General features: G+C 71.6%; 18 protein-coding genes and 1 riboswitch. Of the genes, 3 read left to right on the forward strand and 15 right to left on the reverse strand.

All coding sequences use genetic code 11. The features are described from left to right. Window positions 1-242 precede the first annotated feature (242 nt). The 6 genes from BIV23_RS42765 to BIV23_RS42785 form a co-directional block, all read right to left on the reverse strand. On the reverse strand, window positions 243-1,415 hold the full coding sequence (locus tag BIV23_RS42765; protein ID WP_071386391.1) for an acyl-CoA dehydrogenase family protein: 1,173 nt from the start codon (window positions 1,413-1,415) through the stop codon (window positions 243-245). Window positions 1,416-1,689: 274 nt separating this feature from the next. Further along, complete coding sequence (locus BIV23_RS42770; RefSeq protein WP_071386392.1) at window positions 1,690-2,343, reverse strand: TetR/AcrR family transcriptional regulator; 654 nt, start codon at window positions 2,341-2,343, stop codon at window positions 1,690-1,692. 81 nt (window positions 2,344-2,424) lie between these two features. Continuing rightward, window positions 2,425-2,565 (reverse strand): SCO1431 family membrane protein, encoded by a 141-nt coding sequence (locus BIV23_RS49380; protein WP_107471435.1) that lies wholly within the window; start codon window positions 2,563-2,565, stop codon window positions 2,425-2,427. A gap of 100 nt (window positions 2,566-2,665) precedes the next feature. Then, window positions 2,666-4,042, reverse strand: coding sequence for a peptidase C39 family protein (locus tag BIV23_RS42775; protein ID WP_071386393.1), 1,377 nt, complete (start codon window positions 4,040-4,042; stop codon window positions 2,666-2,668). Between the two features lie 175 nt (window positions 4,043-4,217). Continuing rightward, window positions 4,218-5,759, reverse strand: a complete 1,542-nt coding sequence (locus BIV23_RS42780) for an amino acid permease (protein WP_071386394.1) — start codon at window positions 5,757-5,759, stop codon at window positions 4,218-4,220. 66 nt (window positions 5,760-5,825) lie between these two features. Further along, a complete protein-coding gene (locus BIV23_RS42785; protein ID WP_177240240.1) occupies window positions 5,826-6,782 on the reverse strand; it encodes a hypothetical protein in 957 nt (318 codons plus the stop codon). Between the two features lie 215 nt (window positions 6,783-6,997). On the opposite strand from BIV23_RS42785, the gene BIV23_RS42790 reads away from it, so the two are divergent. Further along, window positions 6,998-7,618: a uridine kinase family protein gene (locus BIV23_RS42790; RefSeq protein WP_079173770.1), complete on the forward strand. Its 621-nt coding sequence runs from the start codon at window positions 6,998-7,000 to the stop codon at window positions 7,616-7,618. Between the two features lie 426 nt (window positions 7,619-8,044). Next, complete coding sequence (locus BIV23_RS42795) at window positions 8,045-9,907, forward strand: AAA family ATPase (RefSeq protein ID WP_071386396.1); 1,863 nt, start codon at window positions 8,045-8,047, stop codon at window positions 9,905-9,907. A gap of 91 nt (window positions 9,908-9,998) precedes the next feature. Here the strand turns inward: BIV23_RS42795 and BIV23_RS42800 are convergent, their stop codons facing one another. From BIV23_RS42800 to BIV23_RS42840, 9 genes are all read right to left on the reverse strand, one after another. Further along, complete coding sequence (locus BIV23_RS42800) at window positions 9,999-11,072, reverse strand: hemolysin family protein (RefSeq protein WP_071386397.1); 1,074 nt, start codon at window positions 11,070-11,072, stop codon at window positions 9,999-10,001. Continuing rightward, entirely contained in the window at window positions 11,069-12,403 is a 1,335-nt protein-coding gene (locus BIV23_RS42805; RefSeq protein WP_071386398.1) for a hemolysin family protein, read from the reverse strand. Before BIV23_RS42805 ends, BIV23_RS42800 begins: the two co-directional genes overlap by 4 nt. A 291-nt stretch (window positions 12,404-12,694) precedes the next feature. Next, window positions 12,695-13,159 carry a PH domain-containing protein gene (locus tag BIV23_RS42810; RefSeq protein ID WP_071386399.1) on the reverse strand — a complete coding sequence of 155 codons (465 nt, stop codon included), beginning with the start codon at window positions 13,157-13,159 and terminating at the stop codon, window positions 12,695-12,697. A gap of 15 nt (window positions 13,160-13,174) precedes the next feature. Next, window positions 13,175-14,032, reverse strand: a complete 858-nt coding sequence (hisG, locus tag BIV23_RS42815) for an ATP phosphoribosyltransferase (RefSeq protein ID WP_071386400.1) — start codon at window positions 14,030-14,032, stop codon at window positions 13,175-13,177. A 62-nt stretch (window positions 14,033-14,094) separates the two neighbouring features. Then, complete coding sequence (locus BIV23_RS42820) at window positions 14,095-14,367, reverse strand: phosphoribosyl-ATP diphosphatase (RefSeq protein ID WP_061930286.1); 273 nt, start codon at window positions 14,365-14,367, stop codon at window positions 14,095-14,097. Window positions 14,368-14,401: 34 nt separating this feature from the next. Further along, window positions 14,402-14,887 carry a 6,7-dimethyl-8-ribityllumazine synthase gene (gene ribH, locus BIV23_RS42825; RefSeq protein ID WP_071375103.1) on the reverse strand — a complete coding sequence of 162 codons (486 nt, stop codon included), beginning with the start codon at window positions 14,885-14,887 and terminating at the stop codon, window positions 14,402-14,404. Window positions 14,888-14,910: 23 nt separating this feature from the next. Beyond that, on the reverse strand, window positions 14,911-16,224 hold the full coding sequence (locus tag BIV23_RS42830) for a bifunctional 3,4-dihydroxy-2-butanone-4-phosphate synthase/GTP cyclohydrolase II (RefSeq protein WP_071386401.1): 1,314 nt from the start codon (window positions 16,222-16,224) through the stop codon (window positions 14,911-14,913). Next, the gene (locus BIV23_RS42835; RefSeq protein ID WP_071386402.1) at window positions 16,221-16,862 is read right to left on the reverse strand and encodes a nicotinamide mononucleotide transporter family protein; all 642 of its coding nucleotides are present in this window, start codon (window positions 16,860-16,862) and stop codon (window positions 16,221-16,223) included. Before BIV23_RS42835 ends, BIV23_RS42830 begins: the two co-directional genes overlap by 4 nt. Next, window positions 16,859-17,467, reverse strand: a complete 609-nt coding sequence (locus BIV23_RS42840; protein WP_071386403.1) for a riboflavin synthase — start codon at window positions 17,465-17,467, stop codon at window positions 16,859-16,861. The genes BIV23_RS42835 and BIV23_RS42840 overlap by 4 nt, the downstream gene beginning before the upstream one ends. Window positions 17,468-17,622: 155 nt before the next feature. After that, window positions 17,623-17,753, reverse strand: a riboswitch (FMN riboswitch). A gap of 358 nt (window positions 17,754-18,111) precedes the next feature. Here BIV23_RS42840 and BIV23_RS42845 point away from each other — a divergent pair. Next, the gene (locus tag BIV23_RS42845; protein WP_071386404.1) at window positions 18,112-18,894 is read left to right on the forward strand and encodes an SDR family oxidoreductase; all 783 of its coding nucleotides are present in this window, start codon (window positions 18,112-18,114) and stop codon (window positions 18,892-18,894) included. The last annotated feature ends 107 nt before the right edge of the window (window positions 18,895-19,001 follow it).

A 19,001-nucleotide genomic window follows, 5' to 3' on the forward strand; every position in this document is an offset into this window, starting at 1 on the left:
GTGACCTGTCCGGCCCAGAGGCCGTTGCCCGGGTATGACCCTCATGTACGAAGACACCGGGCGTCAGCGCCGACTCTTCGTCCCACGCCCGGCGGAGTCGGTTCCGCCTCCGCCGGCGCCGCAGGATCCGCCCATCTACCGCGCCCTCATGCGGGCCTGGGCCGACCGGGGCCGCACCCTGCCGGGCCGCCACGACCCGGAGTGGATCAGGCTGGCAGCCCCCACGGTCCTCCGGGGGGAGTTCAGCGACCCTCGGGTCCCGCCACGTGACGGGCGATGACCATCCGCTGGATCTGGTTGGTGCCCTCGACGATCTGGAGGACCTTGGCCTCGCGCATGTAGCGCTCGGCCGGGAAGTCGGCGGTGTAGCCGTAGCCGCCGAGTATCTGCACGGCATCCGTGGTGACCTTCATGGCCGTGTCGGTGCAGTGCAGCTTGGCCATGGCGGCCTGCCGGGCGAACGGCCGGCCCGCGTCGCGCAGCCGGGCCGCCGCGAGGTAGAGCGCGCGGCCGGCCTCGATCTGGGTGGCCATGTCGGCGATCATGAAGCGCAGCCCCTGGAAGTCGGCGACGGGGCGGCCGAACTGGCGGCGCTCGGTGGCGTAGGCGACCGCCTGGTCCAGCGCGGCCTGGGCGAGGCCGATGGCGCAGGCCGCGATGCCGAGCCGGCCGGAGTCGAGGGCGGACAGGGCGATCGGGAAGCCCTGGCCCTCCTCGCCGATCCGCCGGTCGTCCCCGATGCGGACACCGTCGAGGTGGACCTGTGCGGTGGGTGAGCCCTTCAGGCCCATCTTCTTCTCGGGCACCGCCCCGCTGAGGCCGGGGGCGTCGCCGGGGACCAGGAAGGCGGTGATGCCGCGCGGGCCGTCCTCGCCGGTGCGGGCCATCACGGTGTAGAAGTCGGCGATCCCGCCGTGGGTGATCCAGGCCTTGGTGCCGTCCAGTACCCAGTCCTCGCCCTCCCGCACGGCCTTCGTCCGCAGGGACGCGGCGTCCGAGCCGGAGGACGGCTCGGAGAGGCAGTAGGCGCCGAGCAGTCCGCCGCCGAGCATCGCGGGCAGGTACTCGATCTGCTGCTGCTTGGTGCCGTAGGTGGCGAGCGCATAGGAGGCGAGCGTGTGCACGCTGACGCCTATGCCCACGGTGAGCCGGGCCATGGCCAGCTCCTCCAGGACCTGGAGGTAGACCTCGTAGGGCTGGTCGCCGCCGCCGTACTCGGCGCCGTAGGGCAGGCCGAGCAGGCCCGACTCGGAGAGCAGGGTGAAGACCTCGCGCGGGAAGCGGCCCGCTTCCTCCTCCTCGGCGGCCTTCGGCGCGATCTCGCGCTGGGCGATCTCACGGACGAGGGCGAGCAGATCCCTCGCCTCTTCCGTGGGCAGTTGACGCTCCACCGGCTGCGGGGCGCGGTCGGACATGGCGTCGGTCTCCTCCCTGTCGGGCGCAGGCGGTTGGCCCGTGGGGTGGGAGCGGCTCCGCCTGATCGTTCCGGATGGCCACGGGCGCCCGCTCCCGGGTCTCGGGGGCTGCTGACCAGCGGCTGTGCGCTGTGAGTATGCCCGATCGGGGACCTCCCGTCACCAGTTAACGACCGCTTACTTCAAGAAAGCAGCGCTACTGAGTGCGCGCGGCCTTCAGCAGAGAGTGACGTGGGGTCCGCGCGCCGCCGGACGCACGCCGGACGGCCGGGTGTCAGCTGTCGCGGCGGGCCGGCTGCGGGGCCGGGTAGGCCGGATCCAGCTCCTCCACGGCACGCAGGACGCCGCCCAGCGTCTTCACCAGCAGCTCGCGCATGAGGTCGCGGGACAGCCCGGGGCGGTCGATCCAGTCCAGGGTCGCACCCTCGACGCTGCACACCCAGGACAGCAGGCCCATCCGGGCGGGCGCGGAGATGTCCCGGCGGCTGTAGGCGCCTTCGGCGATGGTGTCGATGATCGCCTCGCGCACGCCGTCCCGCACGGCGTGCACCTCGGTGTCGAAGCCGACGCCGCCGCTGACGATCGTGCGGTACGCGGCCTGGTGGTGCTCGGCGTAGCGCAGATAGCTGTCGATGGTGCGGTGGACGCGGTCGACGGCGGCCAGGTCGCGCCCGCTCGCCGCGAAGGTGACCAGGTCGGCGACGGAGTCCTGGATGATCGCCAGGTAGTAGCCCCGCTTGGACTGGAAGTAGTAGTAGATCAGCCCCTTGGCGACATGCGCCTGGCGGGCGATGTCGTCCATGGACAGCGCGTCGTAGGACGTGTCGGCGAACAACTTCCGCCCGATGGCGATGAGTTCGGCGCGACGCGCGACCGAGCGCTCGGTGCCGCGCATCCGGGGACGGACGGCGGCACGCTGGTGCGGCATGTTCAATTTCGACCCTGTTCCAGGCGGTCGGCGGGACATCCGCAGTATGTCAGAACAAGCCGCACACGTGAGCGGGTCGGATCAGAGCAGACCGAGCTGGGTCACGAGCATCGCGACGACGGCCACGAGGACCCATCCCATGACGTGCTCGACGATCTTCGGGCCGTCGTCGCGGGGCCCTCCGGTGCGGGCGCGGGTGGCGGTGACCGGGTGTGCGCTCATGGCGTTACTCGCAGAGGTCGGACGTACAGACAGGTTCCCCACCCGTTTGTCCACCTTGCCACCCGCGACGGCTTGTGCGGTGATGAGCTTGCTCACACGGTCAGCACACGCCCACCGCCGCGAGCGCCTTGCGCCGGCGCGGGCCCGGACGCGCCGGGAAGTAGAGGTAGCAGACTCCCCCGCTGCCGGAGACGACCTTGCCGGAGGCGTTGTACCGCTTGGTCCGCAGCCAGATGTTCTCGAACTCCCGCCTGCGATAGACCCGTCGGACCGCCGCGTCGTCCGGCGAGGCCGGATCGTTCGCGATGACGTCGCCCTCCGCGGTGAAGCCGATGACGGTCATCAGATGGCCGGAGGTGCCGTAGCCCGCGCCGGTCAACTCGCTTGCCAGGAAGGACTGGGACGTTATGACCGGGATACCGGCCGCGACCAGCGTCTCCGCCTCGGTGAGCGAGGCGAGCCGGGTGACCACGCCCTGGATGCCGTCGAAGGTGGCCGCGTAGGCGGCGTTGAACGGCCAGTTGCCGCAGCCCTCGTACTGGTAGTCGTAGGTGAACCGGGCCGCGTTGTCGACCTGCGGGTCGGCGTAGGACGGATCCACCCAGGCCAGCTGTCCGGGGGTGAGCCGGCCGCCCCAGTACTCGATGATCATCTGTGAGGAGGTGGGGCTGCACCAGGCCTCGCCGCCGTTGTCGTACTGCGGGTACTGGCCCTTGTGGATCTCCTGCGAGTAGCGCGGGACGGTCAGTTCGTGGGTGAGGCCGGGGGCGGAGGCCGGGACCGTGAAGCGGTCGGGGATGTCGGAGCCCATGGCGCCGAGCCGCCAGACGGTCGGGGTCAGCTCCGTGCCGGGCCTGCGGTAGAGGGTCAGGCGCAGCCGGTACGAGACCAGGCGCAGGCCGGTGCTCGCGTCGTCGATGGCGAAGGTGTCGGTCGAGACGGCGCTCCTGCCGTCGGCCTGGCCGTCCACCGAGGTCCGCCTGATGTCCTGGTCGCCGGCCGCCCAGCGGCCCATCACGTACCAGGGGGTGGCGGTGCCGTCGGAGTACGTGCCCCGGAGCTCGGCCTGGAGCCAGGTGCCCTCGGGGGTGTGGGCGTTCCAGGAGGCGACGACCTCGGTGGCCGGGACGGTGAGCAGGTGGACCGGGGAGGTCCACACGGCGTACTCCCAGGTGGCGGTCGTGCCGGTGTGCGGGTCGGTGTAGTCGGTGCGGCCGGCGGGGATGCCGATCACGACGCCGGGGCGGGCGCCGGAGACGGCCCGGACGCCCTCGGCGGCGCCTTGGCGCCACTGGCGGTACGTGGTCCAGGCCCGGTAGTCGATGGGGCGGGCCGGTGTCCGGGCGGGCGCGCCGGCCTCGGCGGACGGCCGCTGCGCGGCGGCGGCAGCGGGGGCCGCGGCGCCGGCCGTGGCTGCGGCGACCGCCGCGGCCACGGTGAGGACGGTTCTGCGGGACGGCTGCTGGGCTCTGCTCATGGGCGCGGTTACCCCCAGGTGTCCGGGTCGGGCTGGTCCGGTAGGTGGTTCGCGCCAACTATGAAGCAGGCGCCATGGCCCTGCCAGCGCTTCGGCGCATGCCGCGCGACGAATATTGGTCTGCGCCTCTGACGGCGTTCCCCGCGCCCCTGGGCGGGGCGCGGGGTGCGGGCGGTCAGACGAGGTCCATCGCCGCCACCTCGTCGGGGCCGCCATAGCTGACCGGACCCTGGAAGCGGCGGCGGGCCGTGGCGAACCACCACACCGTCGCGACGAGCAGGACGGCGGCAAGCGCGATCGGCGCGTAGTTGAAGGAGTCGACGGTGATCGGCGAGGCCTGCGGCAGCATGAACAGCACGCTGCTGAGCAGGATCCAGACCACCGCGAGCCAGCCGACCGGCCGGCCCCAGCGGCCCAGGTGCCAGGGGCCGGGTTCGAACGCGTCGCCGAGCCGCAGCCGCAGGAAGATCGGCACGGCGTAGGCGAGGAAGAGACCGACCACGTTGACGCTGACGATCGCGGTGAACGCCGTGTGGGACCACCAGCCGGGCACGACGAGGGCCAGCGAGCAGGCGACCGCGAGCCAGACCGCCTTCACGGGCGTACGGGTGCGCGTCGAGACCGAGTGCCACCAGCGCGAGCCGGGCATCGCGCCGTCCCGGGAGAAGGCGAAGATCTGCCGGGTGTTGCTGGTGAGGTTGGCGAGACCGCAGAAGAGCATCGCGCCGATGACGATGAGGAGCATGACCTTGGCGGCGCCGAGGCCGAGCGCGTCGATGAGGATCTGCACGGGTGGTGCGCCCGCGCCGGCCTGCTTGGCGTAGTCGCCAATGCTATAGACCAATGCGAGCATCAGGATCAGACCGGTGATCGCCGAATAGCCGACGGCGCGGGTGATCCCCTTCGGTGCGTTGACCGTCGCGCGGACCGTTTCCTCCGACATGTGGAAGCTGCCGTCGAAGCCGGTGAAGGTCCAGCTGGTCACCAGCAGACCGAGCATGCCGCCGTAAAGTCCGCTCGTGAAGCCGGTGTTGTTCTCGAAATGCGTCACGAACGAAGCCGGTTGATGATGATCGGGGATCACTATGAGTGCGCCCACGATCACGACCAGTCCGATCAGCAGCCACCAGACGGAAATGCGGTTCAGTACGGCGACGAGCTGCACGGTGTAGGTGTTGGCGAGCCCCTGCACCACGATGATCAGCGCTGTGATCAGCACCGTTTGATGCGTGGTCGGCCGGTAGGACGACCACTGGAGGCTCACGAAGGCCTGGACGAAGGTGGCGGCCGCGTAGCCCGTGGCGGCGGTGCCGCCGATCTGGCCGACGAAGTTCAGCCAGCCCGTGAACCAGGACCAGGCCCCTTTGTGCCGCTTGGCGAGTTTACCGGCGGAGAAATACAGGGCACCGCTGGTCGGATAGGCCGAGGCGACTTCCGCCATGGCCGCGCCGATGAGCAGCACCATCACCGATACGCCGATCCAGCCGAAAACGAGAATGCGGGGGCCGCCCGCACCCATTCCGAATCCGAAGGAGGAGAAAATACCCGAGAGGATATTGATGATGGTGAAGGAGATCGCAAAATTGTCGAACGCCTGGAAGCGCCGGGTGAGTTTGCGCGGATAACCCATCGCATGCAGGGTCGCGTCGTCGTCGAGCGCGACCGCCTCTTCGCCCGCACGGGCCTTCGCCCGTGGAGCCGACATCCGTTCCGACACTGTTCGCCTTTCTCTCGGTGGGGGCGGAGCACACGCCTCCCGGTGGGGGGCGGAGACCGTGCGGGGTCAGGCGGGTCCGGGGACGGGTAAGCCGCAGGCGCGCCGGGCCCGGGAGAGCTGCTCGGCCGGGTCGCCGAAGGCGCTCCAGGGCATGCGCGAGGCGTACGGGCCCATCGCCGTGAACACCGCCCGGGCCTCGAACTCGCGCTGGCCCATGACCAGCGCGTGCGCGAGGTAGGCGAGGTCGAGCACCGGGGTGAAGCGGTATCCCGCCACCGCGGGCAGCCAGTTCTGGTAGATCGCGAGCGCGGTGGCACGCCACTGCGGCTGCTCCCAGACCTGGTCGGCGAGCAACTGAGTCGGGTTGTAGCTCTCCACCAGGGCCACCAGGGGCAGCAGCCGCAGGGCGCAGTCGGCGGGTGCCCGTTGGCTGAGGAAGGCGGCCACGTCCCAGGCCGCGTTGACGGAGCCGCCGTGGCGCGTGAAGAAGAAGGAGAGGAAGCGGTGGTGGGCCTCGCGGTGCCAGGGGTCCAGCGACAGGACGTGCGCGAACAGCCGCCAGGGGCCGGGCGGGGCGGTGAGCAGGCCGTGCGGGGCCGGGTCGCGCAGCCGGTGCAGCCGGGCCATGGCGAGTTTGGCCGCCCACGGCGTGGGGTCCGCGGGAGCCAGGGCGGCGGCGCGATCGCAGGCGGTCACGGCGATCCGCTCCAGTGCCTCGGCGCGCTCGTCGTGCGCGTCCGCGGCACGCAGCGCGCGCTGCACCGCGACCCGGGCCCACATCAGCGCGGCCTCGGGGGTCGGCTCCTCGGCGAGCCAGCGCTCGACCAGATCGGTGCCGGCGGCCTCGGAGGCGATAACCAGCGAGCGATGGGCACGCAGGCCGAAGTCGGAACGCGTCTCGGCGAGCGCCTCGTACGCGTATCGATAACGCCCGGCGCGCACATCGACGCATACACTGGCCAGTACACGGTCGTCGGCGGCCGGATGCCACACATACTGCCCTTCGAATAACTCCGCAGCCATGTCCCCCTACCAGTCCCCGTGCGACGCATGGTCAGTTGCGCTGGAGGCACCCTACTCACGGGCGGGCACGCCCGGAACGCCGAATTCGACATATCGGTCAGGTGATTTCCCGAATGTTTTTCCGGGCCATTGACTGGCCGCCAGCCGATGGTTCAAGCCTCGACTAGACTGTTTCCGGGAATCCGTCCACACCGCCGCACACCTCGGGAACCGCCATTCGCGACCTCGCCGCCCGGCTGCGCCGGCTCCCGCCCTCCCTCGGGCCGGTCCGGCTGATCGGCGTCGACGGGCACGCCGGCTCCGGGAAGTCCACGTTCGCCGGGCGGTTGGCCGCCGCGCTGGACGGGGCGCCGGTGCTGCACCTCGACGACATCGCGAGCCATGAGCAGCTGTTCGCCTGGACCGACCGGCTCCTGACCCAGGTGATCGGGCCGCTCGCCCGCGGCGAGAGCGGGTACTACACCCCCTACGACTGGCGGGCCCGCGCCTTCGCGGCACCGCGGCCGCTGCCGGCCGCGCCGGTGATGCTGCTGGAGGGCGTCGGCGCCGGGCGCCGGGAGCTGCGGCCGCATCTGGCGCGGCTGCTGTGGATGGAGCTGCCCCGGGAGGAGTCCTGGGCGCGCGGCCGGCTGCGGGACGGGGCGGAGCAGCGCGAGTTCTGGGACGGCTGGGTCGAGGCGGAGCGCGCGCACTTCGCCGCGGACCCCTCGTACCCCCATGCCGATCTCCTGGTGACACAGACGCCGGTGGGGTACGAGGTACTGCCGGGTCCCGGGTCAACCCCTGGACCGGACCAGACCGTGACCCTGAGTGACGGGCCATCGGCAATGTGGTGAAGTTGTGAAGGCACCTGTGGGTGAACTTCTCCGAGTGCCTCAACTCTGCTTGACCGGGGGCCCGTACAGGTCTTACGTTCTCAATGTGCGGTCAATCGGAACCGCTCACCAACGCGAAGCCCCCGGTTGTTCCCCCGTGACCGGGGGCTTCGTATTGCCCTTAAGCCGCTTTCCGGGCGCCCCGCGCACCGAACCGCTCACTCTCGGTCACGAAGCCTGTGTGCGCCGTCCGCTCCCACCTCGTCAAACGGCTCCTACGGCACCCTTCGGCAGGCGGTCCCGGCGCGGGTACGATGCCATCGGTGCGGGTTACGAGCGGCTGCCTCGCACACGGCAACTCCGGTCCGCGGCACGGCGGTTCGACCGCGGCGGCCCCGGGCGTCCGCCCGGTGGTGAACCACGGGGGTACGGTCTGTGGGGGGACGGATGGACTTCGGCACGCAGGGCCCCGACGCCCCGGCCGACCTCGCCTGGCTGCGAGGTGTCGACGCGTACACGATGGGGGCCTATCCGCAGGCGGAGGAGGAGTTCCGCACCGCGGTGCGGATGGACCCGGGCATGGCGGACGGCTGGCTCGGGCTGCACGCGCTCCGGGTCGACACCACGACCGCGCTGCTCAGAATGTTCCGGCACCGCGACCGGTTCGGCGAGCAGCGCGGCCGGCACCGCAGGCCTCTCAACTCCTGGTACTGGCTGGGCTGGTGGGTGCAGCCGGTGCTGGAGAGCCCGCGCGATCTGCTGCTGGCGCACGCCTCGCACTGGCTGGACGGCCGGCACGTGCCCGAGCTGGACCGGGCGCTCGCCGGACTGCCCCCGGTCGACACCGACCCCCAGGTGCGCTTCCTGCACGCCTGTCGCGCCTATCTGGTGAAGGACTGGGAGCAGCTGGTCCGGCACACCGACCCGCTGCTGGACGATCCGCTGCTCGGTATCGAGGCGGGCCTGTTCGGCGGCATGGCCCGGGTCCGGCTGGAGATGTACGGCCAGGCCGAGCCGCTGCTGTCGGCGGCGCTCATGCGCTGCCGCAGCGAGCAGCCGCAGCGCAAGGAGCTGCGCTACTGGCTGGCGCGGGCGCACGAGGGCACGGGCCGCTCGGCGGCGGCGCTCCCCCTGTACCGGGCCGTGCACCGCGTCGACCCCGCCTTCATGGACACCTCGGCGCGCCTCGCGGCGATCGCCGAGGGGGACGGGTACGACGACGCCGCTGACCTCGCCGCGATCAGCCTGACCGGAGCCGGGCAGGACAGCGTCGACGGAGCGGACGGCTTCGACGCCTTCTTCGGCACCGAGGGCCGGGACCTGCGGCTGCCGGAGCCGGACCTGCCGACCGGGCCCCTGCCCTCGGTGGCCGACCCGGCGGTGCGCGCGAAGACCGGGGTCCCCTCCTCCCCGATCCCGGCCGGGCCGACCGATCCCGCCCTGCTGGAGGAAGCGCTCGCCGAGCTGGAGCGCATGGTCGGGCTGGAGCCGGTCAAGCGCCAGGTGAAGGCGCTGTCCGCACAGCTGAACATGGCCCGGCTGCGGGCCGGGCAGGGGCTGCCGGTGCAGCCGCCGAAGCGGCACTTCGTCTTCTCGGGGCCGTCGGGGACCGGCAAGACCACGGTGGCCCGGATCCTCGGCCGGGTCTTCTACGCGCTCGGCCTGCTCGGCGGCGACCACCTGGTGGAGGCCCAACGGGCCGATCTCGTCGGCGAGTACCTCGGGCAGACGGCCGTGAAGGCCAACGAGCTGATCGACTCCGCGATCGGCGGGGTGCTGTTCGTGGACGAGGCGTACTCGCTGTCGAACTCCGGGTACGGCAAGGGGGACGCGTACGGCGACGAGGCCCTGCAGGTGCTGCTGAAACGGGCCGAGGACAACCGGGACCACCTGGTGGTGATCCTGGCCGGCTATCCCGAGGGCATGGACCGGCTCCTGGCGGCGAACCCCGGGCTGTCCTCCCGCTTCACGACCCGGGTCGACTTCCCCTCCTACCGGCCGCAGGAACTCACCGAGATCGGCAAGGTGCTGGCGGCGGAGAACGGGGACGTGTGGGACGAGGAGTCGCTGGAGGAGCTGCGCTCGATCGCCGGGCACGTGGTCGATCAGGGGTGGATCGACGAGCTGGGCAACGGCCGCTTCCTGCGGACGCTGTACGAGAAGAGCTGCGCGTACCGGGACCTGCGGCTGTCCGCCTACCTGGGCGCGCTCTCCCGGGACGACCTGGCGACGCTCCGGCTGCCCGACCTGATGCAGGCGTACGGAGAGGTGCTGTCGGGCCGGGGCCCCCAGGATCCGCCGGGCATGTGAGGCCCGCCCCGGACGGACGGCGGATCATGTCGCAGACGCGGGGCCGATGAGACGCCGCGCCTTTCCTCCGACCTGATCCGCCGGGCAGGCCCTACGTGGCGAGCACCCCCTCCGGCTCGTCGCTGGCTCTCGGCTCGGGCATCTCGCGGTGGGCCGGGTCGCGTACCTCGCCCACCAGCAGTTCGAGTACGTCCTCCAGGGCCACCAGGCCCAGCACCCTGCCGGAGGCGTCCGCCACCTGGGCCAGGTGTGAGGCCGCCCGGCGCATGACCGTGAGAGCGTCGTCGAGCGGCAGCTCGGCCCGCAGGGTGGTCATGGGGCGCCAGACGTGCTGCGGGACGGCACGGCCGGAGCTCTCCAGGTCCAGGACGTCCTTGACGTGGACGTACCCCATGAAGGCGCCCTTGTCCGTCGCCGCGACCGGGAAGCGGGAGTAGCCCGTGCGGGCCGTCAGGTCGACGATCTCGCCCGGGGTGACCGACGGCGCCACGACGACCAGGGACTCCCGGCGCAGCAGGACGTCCGTGACCGGGCGGGAGCCCAGCTCCAGGGCGTCCTCCAGGCGCTCCCGCTCCTCGGGGCCGAGCAGGCCCGCCTCGCCGGAGTCCTCCAGCAGACGGTTGAGCTGCTCGGTGGTGACGACCGCCTCCACCTCGTCCTTCGGCTCGACCCGGAACAGCCGCAGGACGGCCCGGGCGCAGGCGCCGAGGGCGACCGTGATCGGCTTGCACACGCGGGCGAACGCGACCAGGCCGGGGCCGAGCCAGAGCGCCGCCTTCTCGGGGGCCGCCATCGCGAGGTTCTTCGGCACCATCTCGCCGATCACCAGATGGAAGAAGACGACCGCCATCAGCGCGATCACATAACCCAGCGGGTGGATCATGCCATCCGGCAGCCGGACCGCGGCGAACACCGGCTCCAGCAGACGCGCCACCGTGGGCTCGGCGACCGCGCCGAGGGTCAGCGAGCAGACCGTGATGCCGAACTGGGCGGCTGCCATCATCTGCGGCAGGCGCTGCAGGCCGTAGAGCACCTGCCGGGCGCGCGCCGTGCCGAGCGGTTCGATCTGGCTGCGGCGCACGGAGACGAGCGCGAACTCGGCGCCGACGAAGAAGCCGTTGGCGAGCACGAGCAGCGCGGCGAAGGCCAGTTGGAGGACGCTCATCGGGCGGCCTCCATCACGTTCGCCGCCGGGGCCGTCCTGACCAGGCGGACCCGTTCGGCACGGTAGTGGCCGACGCGGCGGACCGAGAGCCGCCAGCCGGGCAGTTCGGCGCGGTCGCCGGGGGCCGGGATCCTGCCGAGCAGGTCCGCGACCAGGCCGGCGACCGTCTCGTACGGCCCCTCGGGCACGTCGAGTCCTATGCGCTGGAGGATGTCGACGCGGACGCTGCCGTCGACGTCCCAGGCGGGCTTGCCGTCCTGCGGCGGGGCGACGGCGAATTCCGGCGCGTCCGGGCGGTCGTGCTCGTCGCGGACCTCGCCGACGAGTTCCTCGACGATGTCCTCCAGGGTGACGACGCCGGCCGTGCCGCCGTACTCGTCGACGACGACCGCGATGGGCTGCTCGGAGCGGAGGCGGGCGAGCAGGGGCTGGACCGGCAGGGTCTCGGGGACGAGCAGCGCCTTGCGGGCGATACGGCTCACCGGCGTGCGCAGCCGGTCGTGGACCGGGACGGCCAGGGCGTCCTTGAGGTGGGCCATGCCGACGATCTCGTCGATCTTCTCCCGGTAGACGGGGAAACGGGACAGGCCCGTGGCCCGGGTGAGGTTCACCACGTCCTCGGCGGTGGCCGAGTCCTGGAGGGCGCTGACCTTCACGCGCGGGGTCATGACGTGCTGCGCGGTCAGCTCGCCCAGGGACAGGGTGCGCACGAACAGGTCGGCGGTGTCCTGCTCCAGGGCGCCGGCCTGGGCGGAGTGCCGGGCCAGGGAGACGAGTTCGCCCGGGGTGCGGGCGGAGGCCAGCTCCTCGGCCGGCTCGACGCCGAGGGCCCGGACGAGCCGGTTGGCGACGGTGTTGAGCGCGGCGATCACCGGGCGGAACAGCCGCGAGAAGCGGGCTTGCGGGCCGACGACGAAGCGCGCGACCTGGAGCGGTTTGGAGACCGCCCAGTTCTTGGGCACCAGTTCGCCGATGACCATCTGGATCGCGGAGGCCAGCAGCATGCCGACGACCACGGCGATGCCGGAGACGGCGCCGTCGGGAAGGCCGAGTGCGGCGAACGGGCCGTGCAGCAGCCGGGCCAGGGCCGGTTCGGCGAGCATGCCGACGACCAGGGAGGTGATGGTGATGCCGAGCTGGGTGCCGGAGAGCTGGAAGGACAGCTCCTTCAGCGACTCGACGACTGTACGGGCGCGTCGGTCGCCGTCGGCGGCGGCCTTCTCGGCTTCCGGGCGCTCGACCGTCACGAGGCCGAATTCGGCCGCCACGAAGAATCCGTTGGCGAGAATCAGCAGGAGGGCGGCTGCCAGAAGCAGCAGAGAGGTGGTCACGATGCCGCCGCCTTCCCGGTATGTCGGGTCGGGGCGGCGCAGGTACTACAGGACGATCCGTCCATCGCTGGAGGGAGTCACTCCTCGGGTAGCAGGAACCCCCGGGCACCGGGCGGCGCGCAGGGGCGGAGGCGCAGCGAAGAGGCCTCCGCCACCAGATTAATCAAGACAAGGGCCGCTCGGGCAGGGTGGGCGCCCCGGAGTCGGCCCCGATCTGCCCCCGAGTGAGCCCCGAGCCTCCCCCGGAGAAGCGGCGATGCCGCCCCTGAGGGGCCGTGCCCGGCCACCGGGTCAGCCCCGGTCGTGGGCGCCGTCGACCGCCGAACGTGCCTCGGCGAGCGCCCGCAGGGCCCGCGCGTCGGCGATGGCACGCTGCTTGGCGAGGCCCGGCTGGATGCCGAGCGCGGGCAGGCTGGTGCCGTCGCTGAGGTTGAGGAACACCCACGGGTCACCCGGGCGGAGGTTCACCTGAACGATCTCGGCCCATTCCAGGCGCCGCTTGCTGGCGATGTTGACCACGGTGACGCCGGAGTCGTCGGCGACCACCTTGATCCGGGCCAGCAGGGCGAGCACCCAGAAGATGAGTGCTCCGACGACGGCGAAGCTGAGCCGCTCCCCCGGGCCCAGCTGCTCCAGCAGCAGGCCGACCGTCGTGATGGTCAGGAAGATCGCCACGCCGGCGGTGAGCAGGATGGCCCGGGTGTGGTCCGGCCGGAAGATGACGGGGAGGTCGGGAAGGGGGGTCGGGTCGGACATCGGTCGGCGTGTCCCTCAGAGGCGGCAGGCGTGGATGGCCGTGGTGAGGATGGCGCGGGCGCCGATGGCGTAGAGGTCGTCCATGATGCGCTGCGCCTCCTTGGCGGGGACCATGGCGCGGACCGCGACCCAGCCCTCGTTGTGCAGCGGGGAGACGGTCGGGGACTCCAGGCCGGGGGTGAGCGCGACGGCCTTCTCCAACTGCTCGACGCGGCAGTCGTAGTCCATCATCACGTACGTCCGCGCCACCAGCACGCCCTGGAGGCGGCGCAGGAACTGCTGGACCTTCGGCTCGGCGGCATCCCCGGCGTCGGCGCCGGTGCGGCGGATGACGATCGCCTCGGACTTCATGATCGGCTCGCCGAAGACCTCCAGGCCGGCGTTGCGCAGGCTGGTGCCGGTCTCGACGACGTCGGCGATGACCTCGGCGACGCCCAGCTCGATCGCGGTCTCGACGGCGCCGTCGAGGTGGACCACGGAGGCGTCGATGCCGCTGTCCGCGAGGTGCCCCGCGACGATGCCTTCGTAGGAGGTGGCGACCGTCCTGCCCTTGAGGTCGGCGATGCCGGTCGCCGTGCCGGGCTTGGCGGCGAAGCGGAAGGTGGAGCGGGCGAAGCCGAGCGGGAGGATCTCCTCGGCGCCGGCGCCGGAGTCGATCAGCAGGTCGCGGCCGGTGATGCCGATGTCGAGGCGGCCGGAGGAGACGTAGATCGCGATGTCGCGGGGGCGGAGGTAGAAGAACTCGACCTCGTTCTCCGGGTCGACGATCCGCAGCTCCTTGGACTCGCGGCGCTGCTGGTAGCCGGCCTCATGCAGCATGTCCGCCGCAGGGCCGGACAGGGAACCCTTGTTGGGGACGGCGATGCGCAGCATGAGGTCGGCTTCCTTTGCGTGACGGGGTTTTTACGGCTGGTACGGCGGGAACAGCAGGCTGTTCACAGGTGGGCGTAGACGTCGTCCAGGGAGATCCCGCGGGCGACCATCATCACCTGGACGTGGTAGAGCAGCTGCGAGATCTCCTCGGCGGCCGCTTCCCTGCCCTCGTACTCGGCGGCCATCCAGACCTCGGCGGCCTCCTCGACGACCTTCTTGCCGATGGCATGGACCCCCTTGCCGACCAGCTCTGCGGTGCGGGAGGTGGCGGGATCGCCGTGGGCGGCCTTGTGCTGGAGCTCGGTGAAGAGCTCCTCGAACGTCTTCTTGGACATGGTGTGCCCCACCCTAGCCGTTGTGGTGGCCGCCCTAGTGCCAGGGTTCGGATACTGAGCGCAGCGTGGCCGCCGTCGCCACCGCCGCCGTCACCGCCTCGTGCCCCTTGTCCTCGTTCGAGCCCTCGATGCCGGCCCGGTCCAGGGCCTGCTCCTCGGTGTCGCAGGTGAGCACGCCGAAGCCGACGGGGACGCCGGTCTCGATGCTGACCTGGGTGAGGCCCTGGGTGACGCCCTGGCACACGTAGTCGAAGTGGGGCGTGCCGCCGCGGATGACGACGCCGAGGGCGACCACCGCGTCGTAGCCGCGGCCCGCGAGGACCTTGGCGGCGACCGGGAGCTCGAAGCTGCCCGGGACCCGGATCAGGGTCGGCTCGTCGATCCCCAGGTCGTGCAGGGCGCGCAGGGCGCCGTTCACCAGACCGTCCATCACCTTCTCGTGCCACTGCGCCGCGATGACGGCGACCCTGAGGTCGCTCGCGCCCCGTACGGACAGCTCCGGTGCACCCTTGCCGCTCACGTGTCTCCTCAGTGCTTTCTTGCTTACTGGTTGCCGCAGGTGGACGCGACCGCGGCCGCGGAAGCGGTCGCGGCGGGCGTGTCGAGCCAGGGCAGGTCGTGTCCCATCCGGTCGCGCTTGGTGCGCAGGTACCGCAGATTGTGCTCCCCGGCCTGGACCGGCATCGGCTCGCGGTCGGTGACCTTGATGCCGTGGCGCCGCAACGCGTCCGTCTTGTCCGGGTTGTTGGTCATCAGCCGGACGCTGCGCACGCCGAGGTCGGCGAGGATCTGCGCGCCCGCGCCGTAGTCCCGGGCGTCGGCCGGCAGGCCGAGTTCGAGGTTGGCGTCGAGCGTGTCGCGGCCCTGCTCCTGGAGTTCGTACGCCCGGAGCTTGGACAGCAGGCCGATGCCGCGGCCCTCGTGTCCGCGCAGGTAGACCACGACGCCCCGGCCCTCCTCCTGGATGCGTTCCAGGGCGGCGTCCAGCTGGGGGCCGCAGTCGCAGCGCAGGGAGCCGAAGACGTCGCCGGTGAGGCACTCGGAGTGGACGCGGACCACGACGTCCTCCCCGTCACCGAGCTCGCCGTGCACGAGGGCGACGTGCTCGACGCCGTCGGCGACGGCCCGGTAGCCGTAGGCGGTGAAGGTGCCGTGGGCGGTGGGCAGCCGGGTCTCGGCCTCGCGGCGGACGGTGGGCTCGCTGCGGCGGCGGTAGGCGATCAGGTCCTCGATGGAGATGATCGTCAGGCCGTGCTTGCGGGCGAACGGGATCAGCTCGGGCAGCCGGAGCATCCGGCCGTCCTCGCCGGCGATCTCCACGATGGCGCCGGCCGGGCGCAGGCCCGCGAGCCGGGCGAGGTCGACGGCGGCCTCGGTGTGGCCGTTGCGCACGAGGACACCGCCGGGCCGGGCGCGCAGCGGGAAGACATGGCCGGGGCGGACGAAGTCCGTCGGCCCGGCGGTGCCGCTCGCCAGCAGCTGGAGCGTGGTGGCGCGGTCGGCGCCGGAGATGCCGGTGGTCACGCCGTGCGCGGCGGAGGCGTCCACGGAGACGGTGAAGGCCGTCTTCATCGACTCGGTGTTGTCCTCGACCATCTGCGGCAGCCGCAGTCGGTCGAGCTCGTCGCCCTCCATGGGGGCGCAGATCAGGCCGCGGCACTCGCTCATCATGAAGGCGACGATCTCGGGGGTCGCCTTCTCGGCGGCGATGACGAGGTCGCCCTCGTTCTCCCGGTCCTCGTCGTCCACGACCACGACCGGGCGGCCCGCGGCGATGTCGGCGATGGCCTGTTCGACGGGGTCGAGCAGGAAGTCCTCGAGGGGATCGATGTCGTGGAGCAGGGGTGCCGCGGTCATGCCGGAGCTCCTTCCAGGACGGGCTGCGGACGCCTGCGGGAGCGCAGCCACCAGTCGCGCATGCCCCACAGGACGAGCGCGCCGTAGATGACGTAGACGAAGCCGGAGAAGGCGTAGCCGTTGGTGAAGTTGAGGGGGACGCCGACGAGGTCGACGAGGAGCCAGGCGATCCAGAACTCGACCATGCCCTTGGCCTGGGCGTACATGGCGACGACGGTGCCGACGAAGATGTACGCGTCCGGCCAGGGGTCCCAGGACAGGCTCGGGTACGCCTGGAAGAACAGGGCGACGGCGACCGTGCCCGCGGCGGCCGCGGCGAGCATGGCCGCGCGCTCGCGCCAGGTGGCGAAGCGGGGCGTGATGTGGCCGTCGCCGGAGCGGTCCTTGGTGCGCTGCCACTGCCACCAGCCGTACAGGGCAACGGCTATGACGACGGCCTGCTTGCCGGCGCTGCCGGTCAGATGGCCGTAGAAGGCGGCGAAGAGGACGAGGCCGGAGAGGAACTGCACGGGCCAGGTCCACAGGGAACGGCGCCAGCCGAGGGCGAGGGTGATCAGGCCGAGGATGTTGCCGACCATGTCCGACCAGATGATGCGCTGGCCGAAGAGGGTGAAGGCCTCGGAGTTCAGCCAGTTCACTTGCCGGCTCCCTGGGCGCGGTCGCCGAGGAGGCGCTCGACGTACTTGGCGACGACGTCGACCTCCAGGTTGACCGGGTCGCCGGCCTGCTTCACGCCGAGCGTGGTCAGGTCGAGGGTGGTCGGGATGAGGCTGACGGTGAAGTAGTCCGGGCCGGCCTCGACGACGGTGAGGCTGATGCCGTCGACGGTGACGGAGCCCTTCTCGACCACGTAGCGGGCGAGGTCCGCGGGCAGCGAGATCTTCACGATCTCCCAGTTCTCGGACGGCGTGCGCGCCAGCACCTCGCCGGTGCCGTCGACATGGCCCTGCACGATGTGGCCGCCGAGACGGGCGCCGACGGCGGTGGGGCGTTCGAGGTTGACGCGGGAGCCGACGGTGAGCGCGCCGAGGCTGGAGCGCTTCAGGGTCTCGGCCATCACGTCGGCCGTGAACTCGTCGCCCTCGTGCTCGACGACGGTGAGACAGACGCCGTTCACGGCGATGGAGTCGCCGTGCTGCGCACCCTCGGTCACGACGGGGCCACGGAGCTTGAAGCGGGAGGCGTCGCCGAGGTTCTCGACGGCGGTGACCTCACCCAGCTCTTCGACGATTCCGGTGAACACTTCCCGGGTCCTCCTGCCTCTTCGGGCACGGACTCCGGGGCCTGTCGATGACGACAGCAGGTACGAACGAGCACGACGGGACGACGTCGACAAGGACCCGTCCGGGTATGGACGAGCCCAGATACGACGGCGCACACGAAAGACGTGCCCGCTCGCCGCGCACTGCCTCCCATCCGGACTTTAACCGTCGGTCCAGGAATTTCACCTGGTCAACCGGCCGCTGGAAGCGACCGGGTCGCGGACTGTAACCGCCGGTTCGGACTTTCACCGACCCCGGAGTGCGCTGCTTCTGGTACACGGCCAGTGTGCCACGCCGGACCGACATCCAGACAGGCGAGGGGTGTGGCCTCCCTCACAGCGTGTGTCAGCACCCTTGCGCGGCGCAGCCGCATGGGACAACTGCCGTTCGGCGAGGTCCGGTTGACGGCGGCCCGGACAGCGGCCCGGACCATTGACCGTACTGGTCTAGTCCTTTTAGGGTGCGGACGGGTCCGGTGGCGGTGACGACGGCCCTTGCCCGCCGCCGGACCGTCAGGGCGCGATGCGTCCGCCGGCACGATGTCACGATTCCCGGGACTGTCCGGTCTCCACCGGCGAGGGGTGCTCCGACCGGGGCACCCGGAGTCCGGAGGAACGGGAACAGCATGACCACGATCCTGGTGACCGGCGGGACCGGCACGCTCGGCCGCCGCGTGACGGAGCGGCTGCGGGCGGACGGGCAGGTGGTGCGGGTGCTCAGCCGGCACACACAGCCGTACGCCGTCGATCTGCGCGCGGGCGGAGCGGGTCTGGATGCCGCGTTGGCGGGGGTACGCACGGTGGTGCACTGCGCGAGCAGCCCGCGCGGCGGCGACGAGCAGGCGGCCGGCCATCTCGTCTCGGCGGCGCGGCGGGCCGGGGTGACCCACCTGGTCTACATCTCGATCGTCGGGGTCGACCGGGTGCCGTTCGGCTACTACAGGTCCAAGCTGGCCGTGGAGCGGCTGACAGCGGAGTCGGGGCTCGGCTTCACGGTGCTGCGCACCACGCAGTTCCACGACCTGGTGGCGACGGTGCTGGGCACGCTGGCCAGGTCCCCCGTCCTGCCGCTCCCGGCCGGGGTGCCGGACCAGCCGGTGGAAGTGGCCGAAGTCGCCGACCGGCTGGCCGAGTTGGCACTCGCCTCGCCGGCCGGACGCGTCCCGGACATGGGCGGCCCCGAGGTCCGCTCCTTCGACTCCCTGGCCCGCGCCTACCTGAAGGCGACCGGCCGCCGCCGAAGCGTGCTCCAGGTACCGCTGCCCGGCCGGACGTACCGCGCCTTCCGCACGGGCGGGCACCTGGCACCGGAGGCAGCGGTGGGCAAGGTCACGTTCGAGGAATACTTGGAGCACCGCTTCGGCAACCGAGGGGGCACCGGGGCCCGTTCGGGCCGGGGCCAGGCCTGACCTGGGACGGGGACCGGCGCGGATCCGGATCCGTGGCGACGCGGGGCGACAAGGCCCGCCCGGTTCTGTTCCGTTGCGATGAGTCGGACCACAGGGGAACCGCCCGG

Origin of the sequence: Streptomyces monashensis, assembly GCF_001866665.1 — a bacterium.
Classification (GTDB): Bacteria; Actinomycetota; Actinomycetes; order Streptomycetales; family Streptomycetaceae; genus Streptomyces; species Streptomyces monashensis.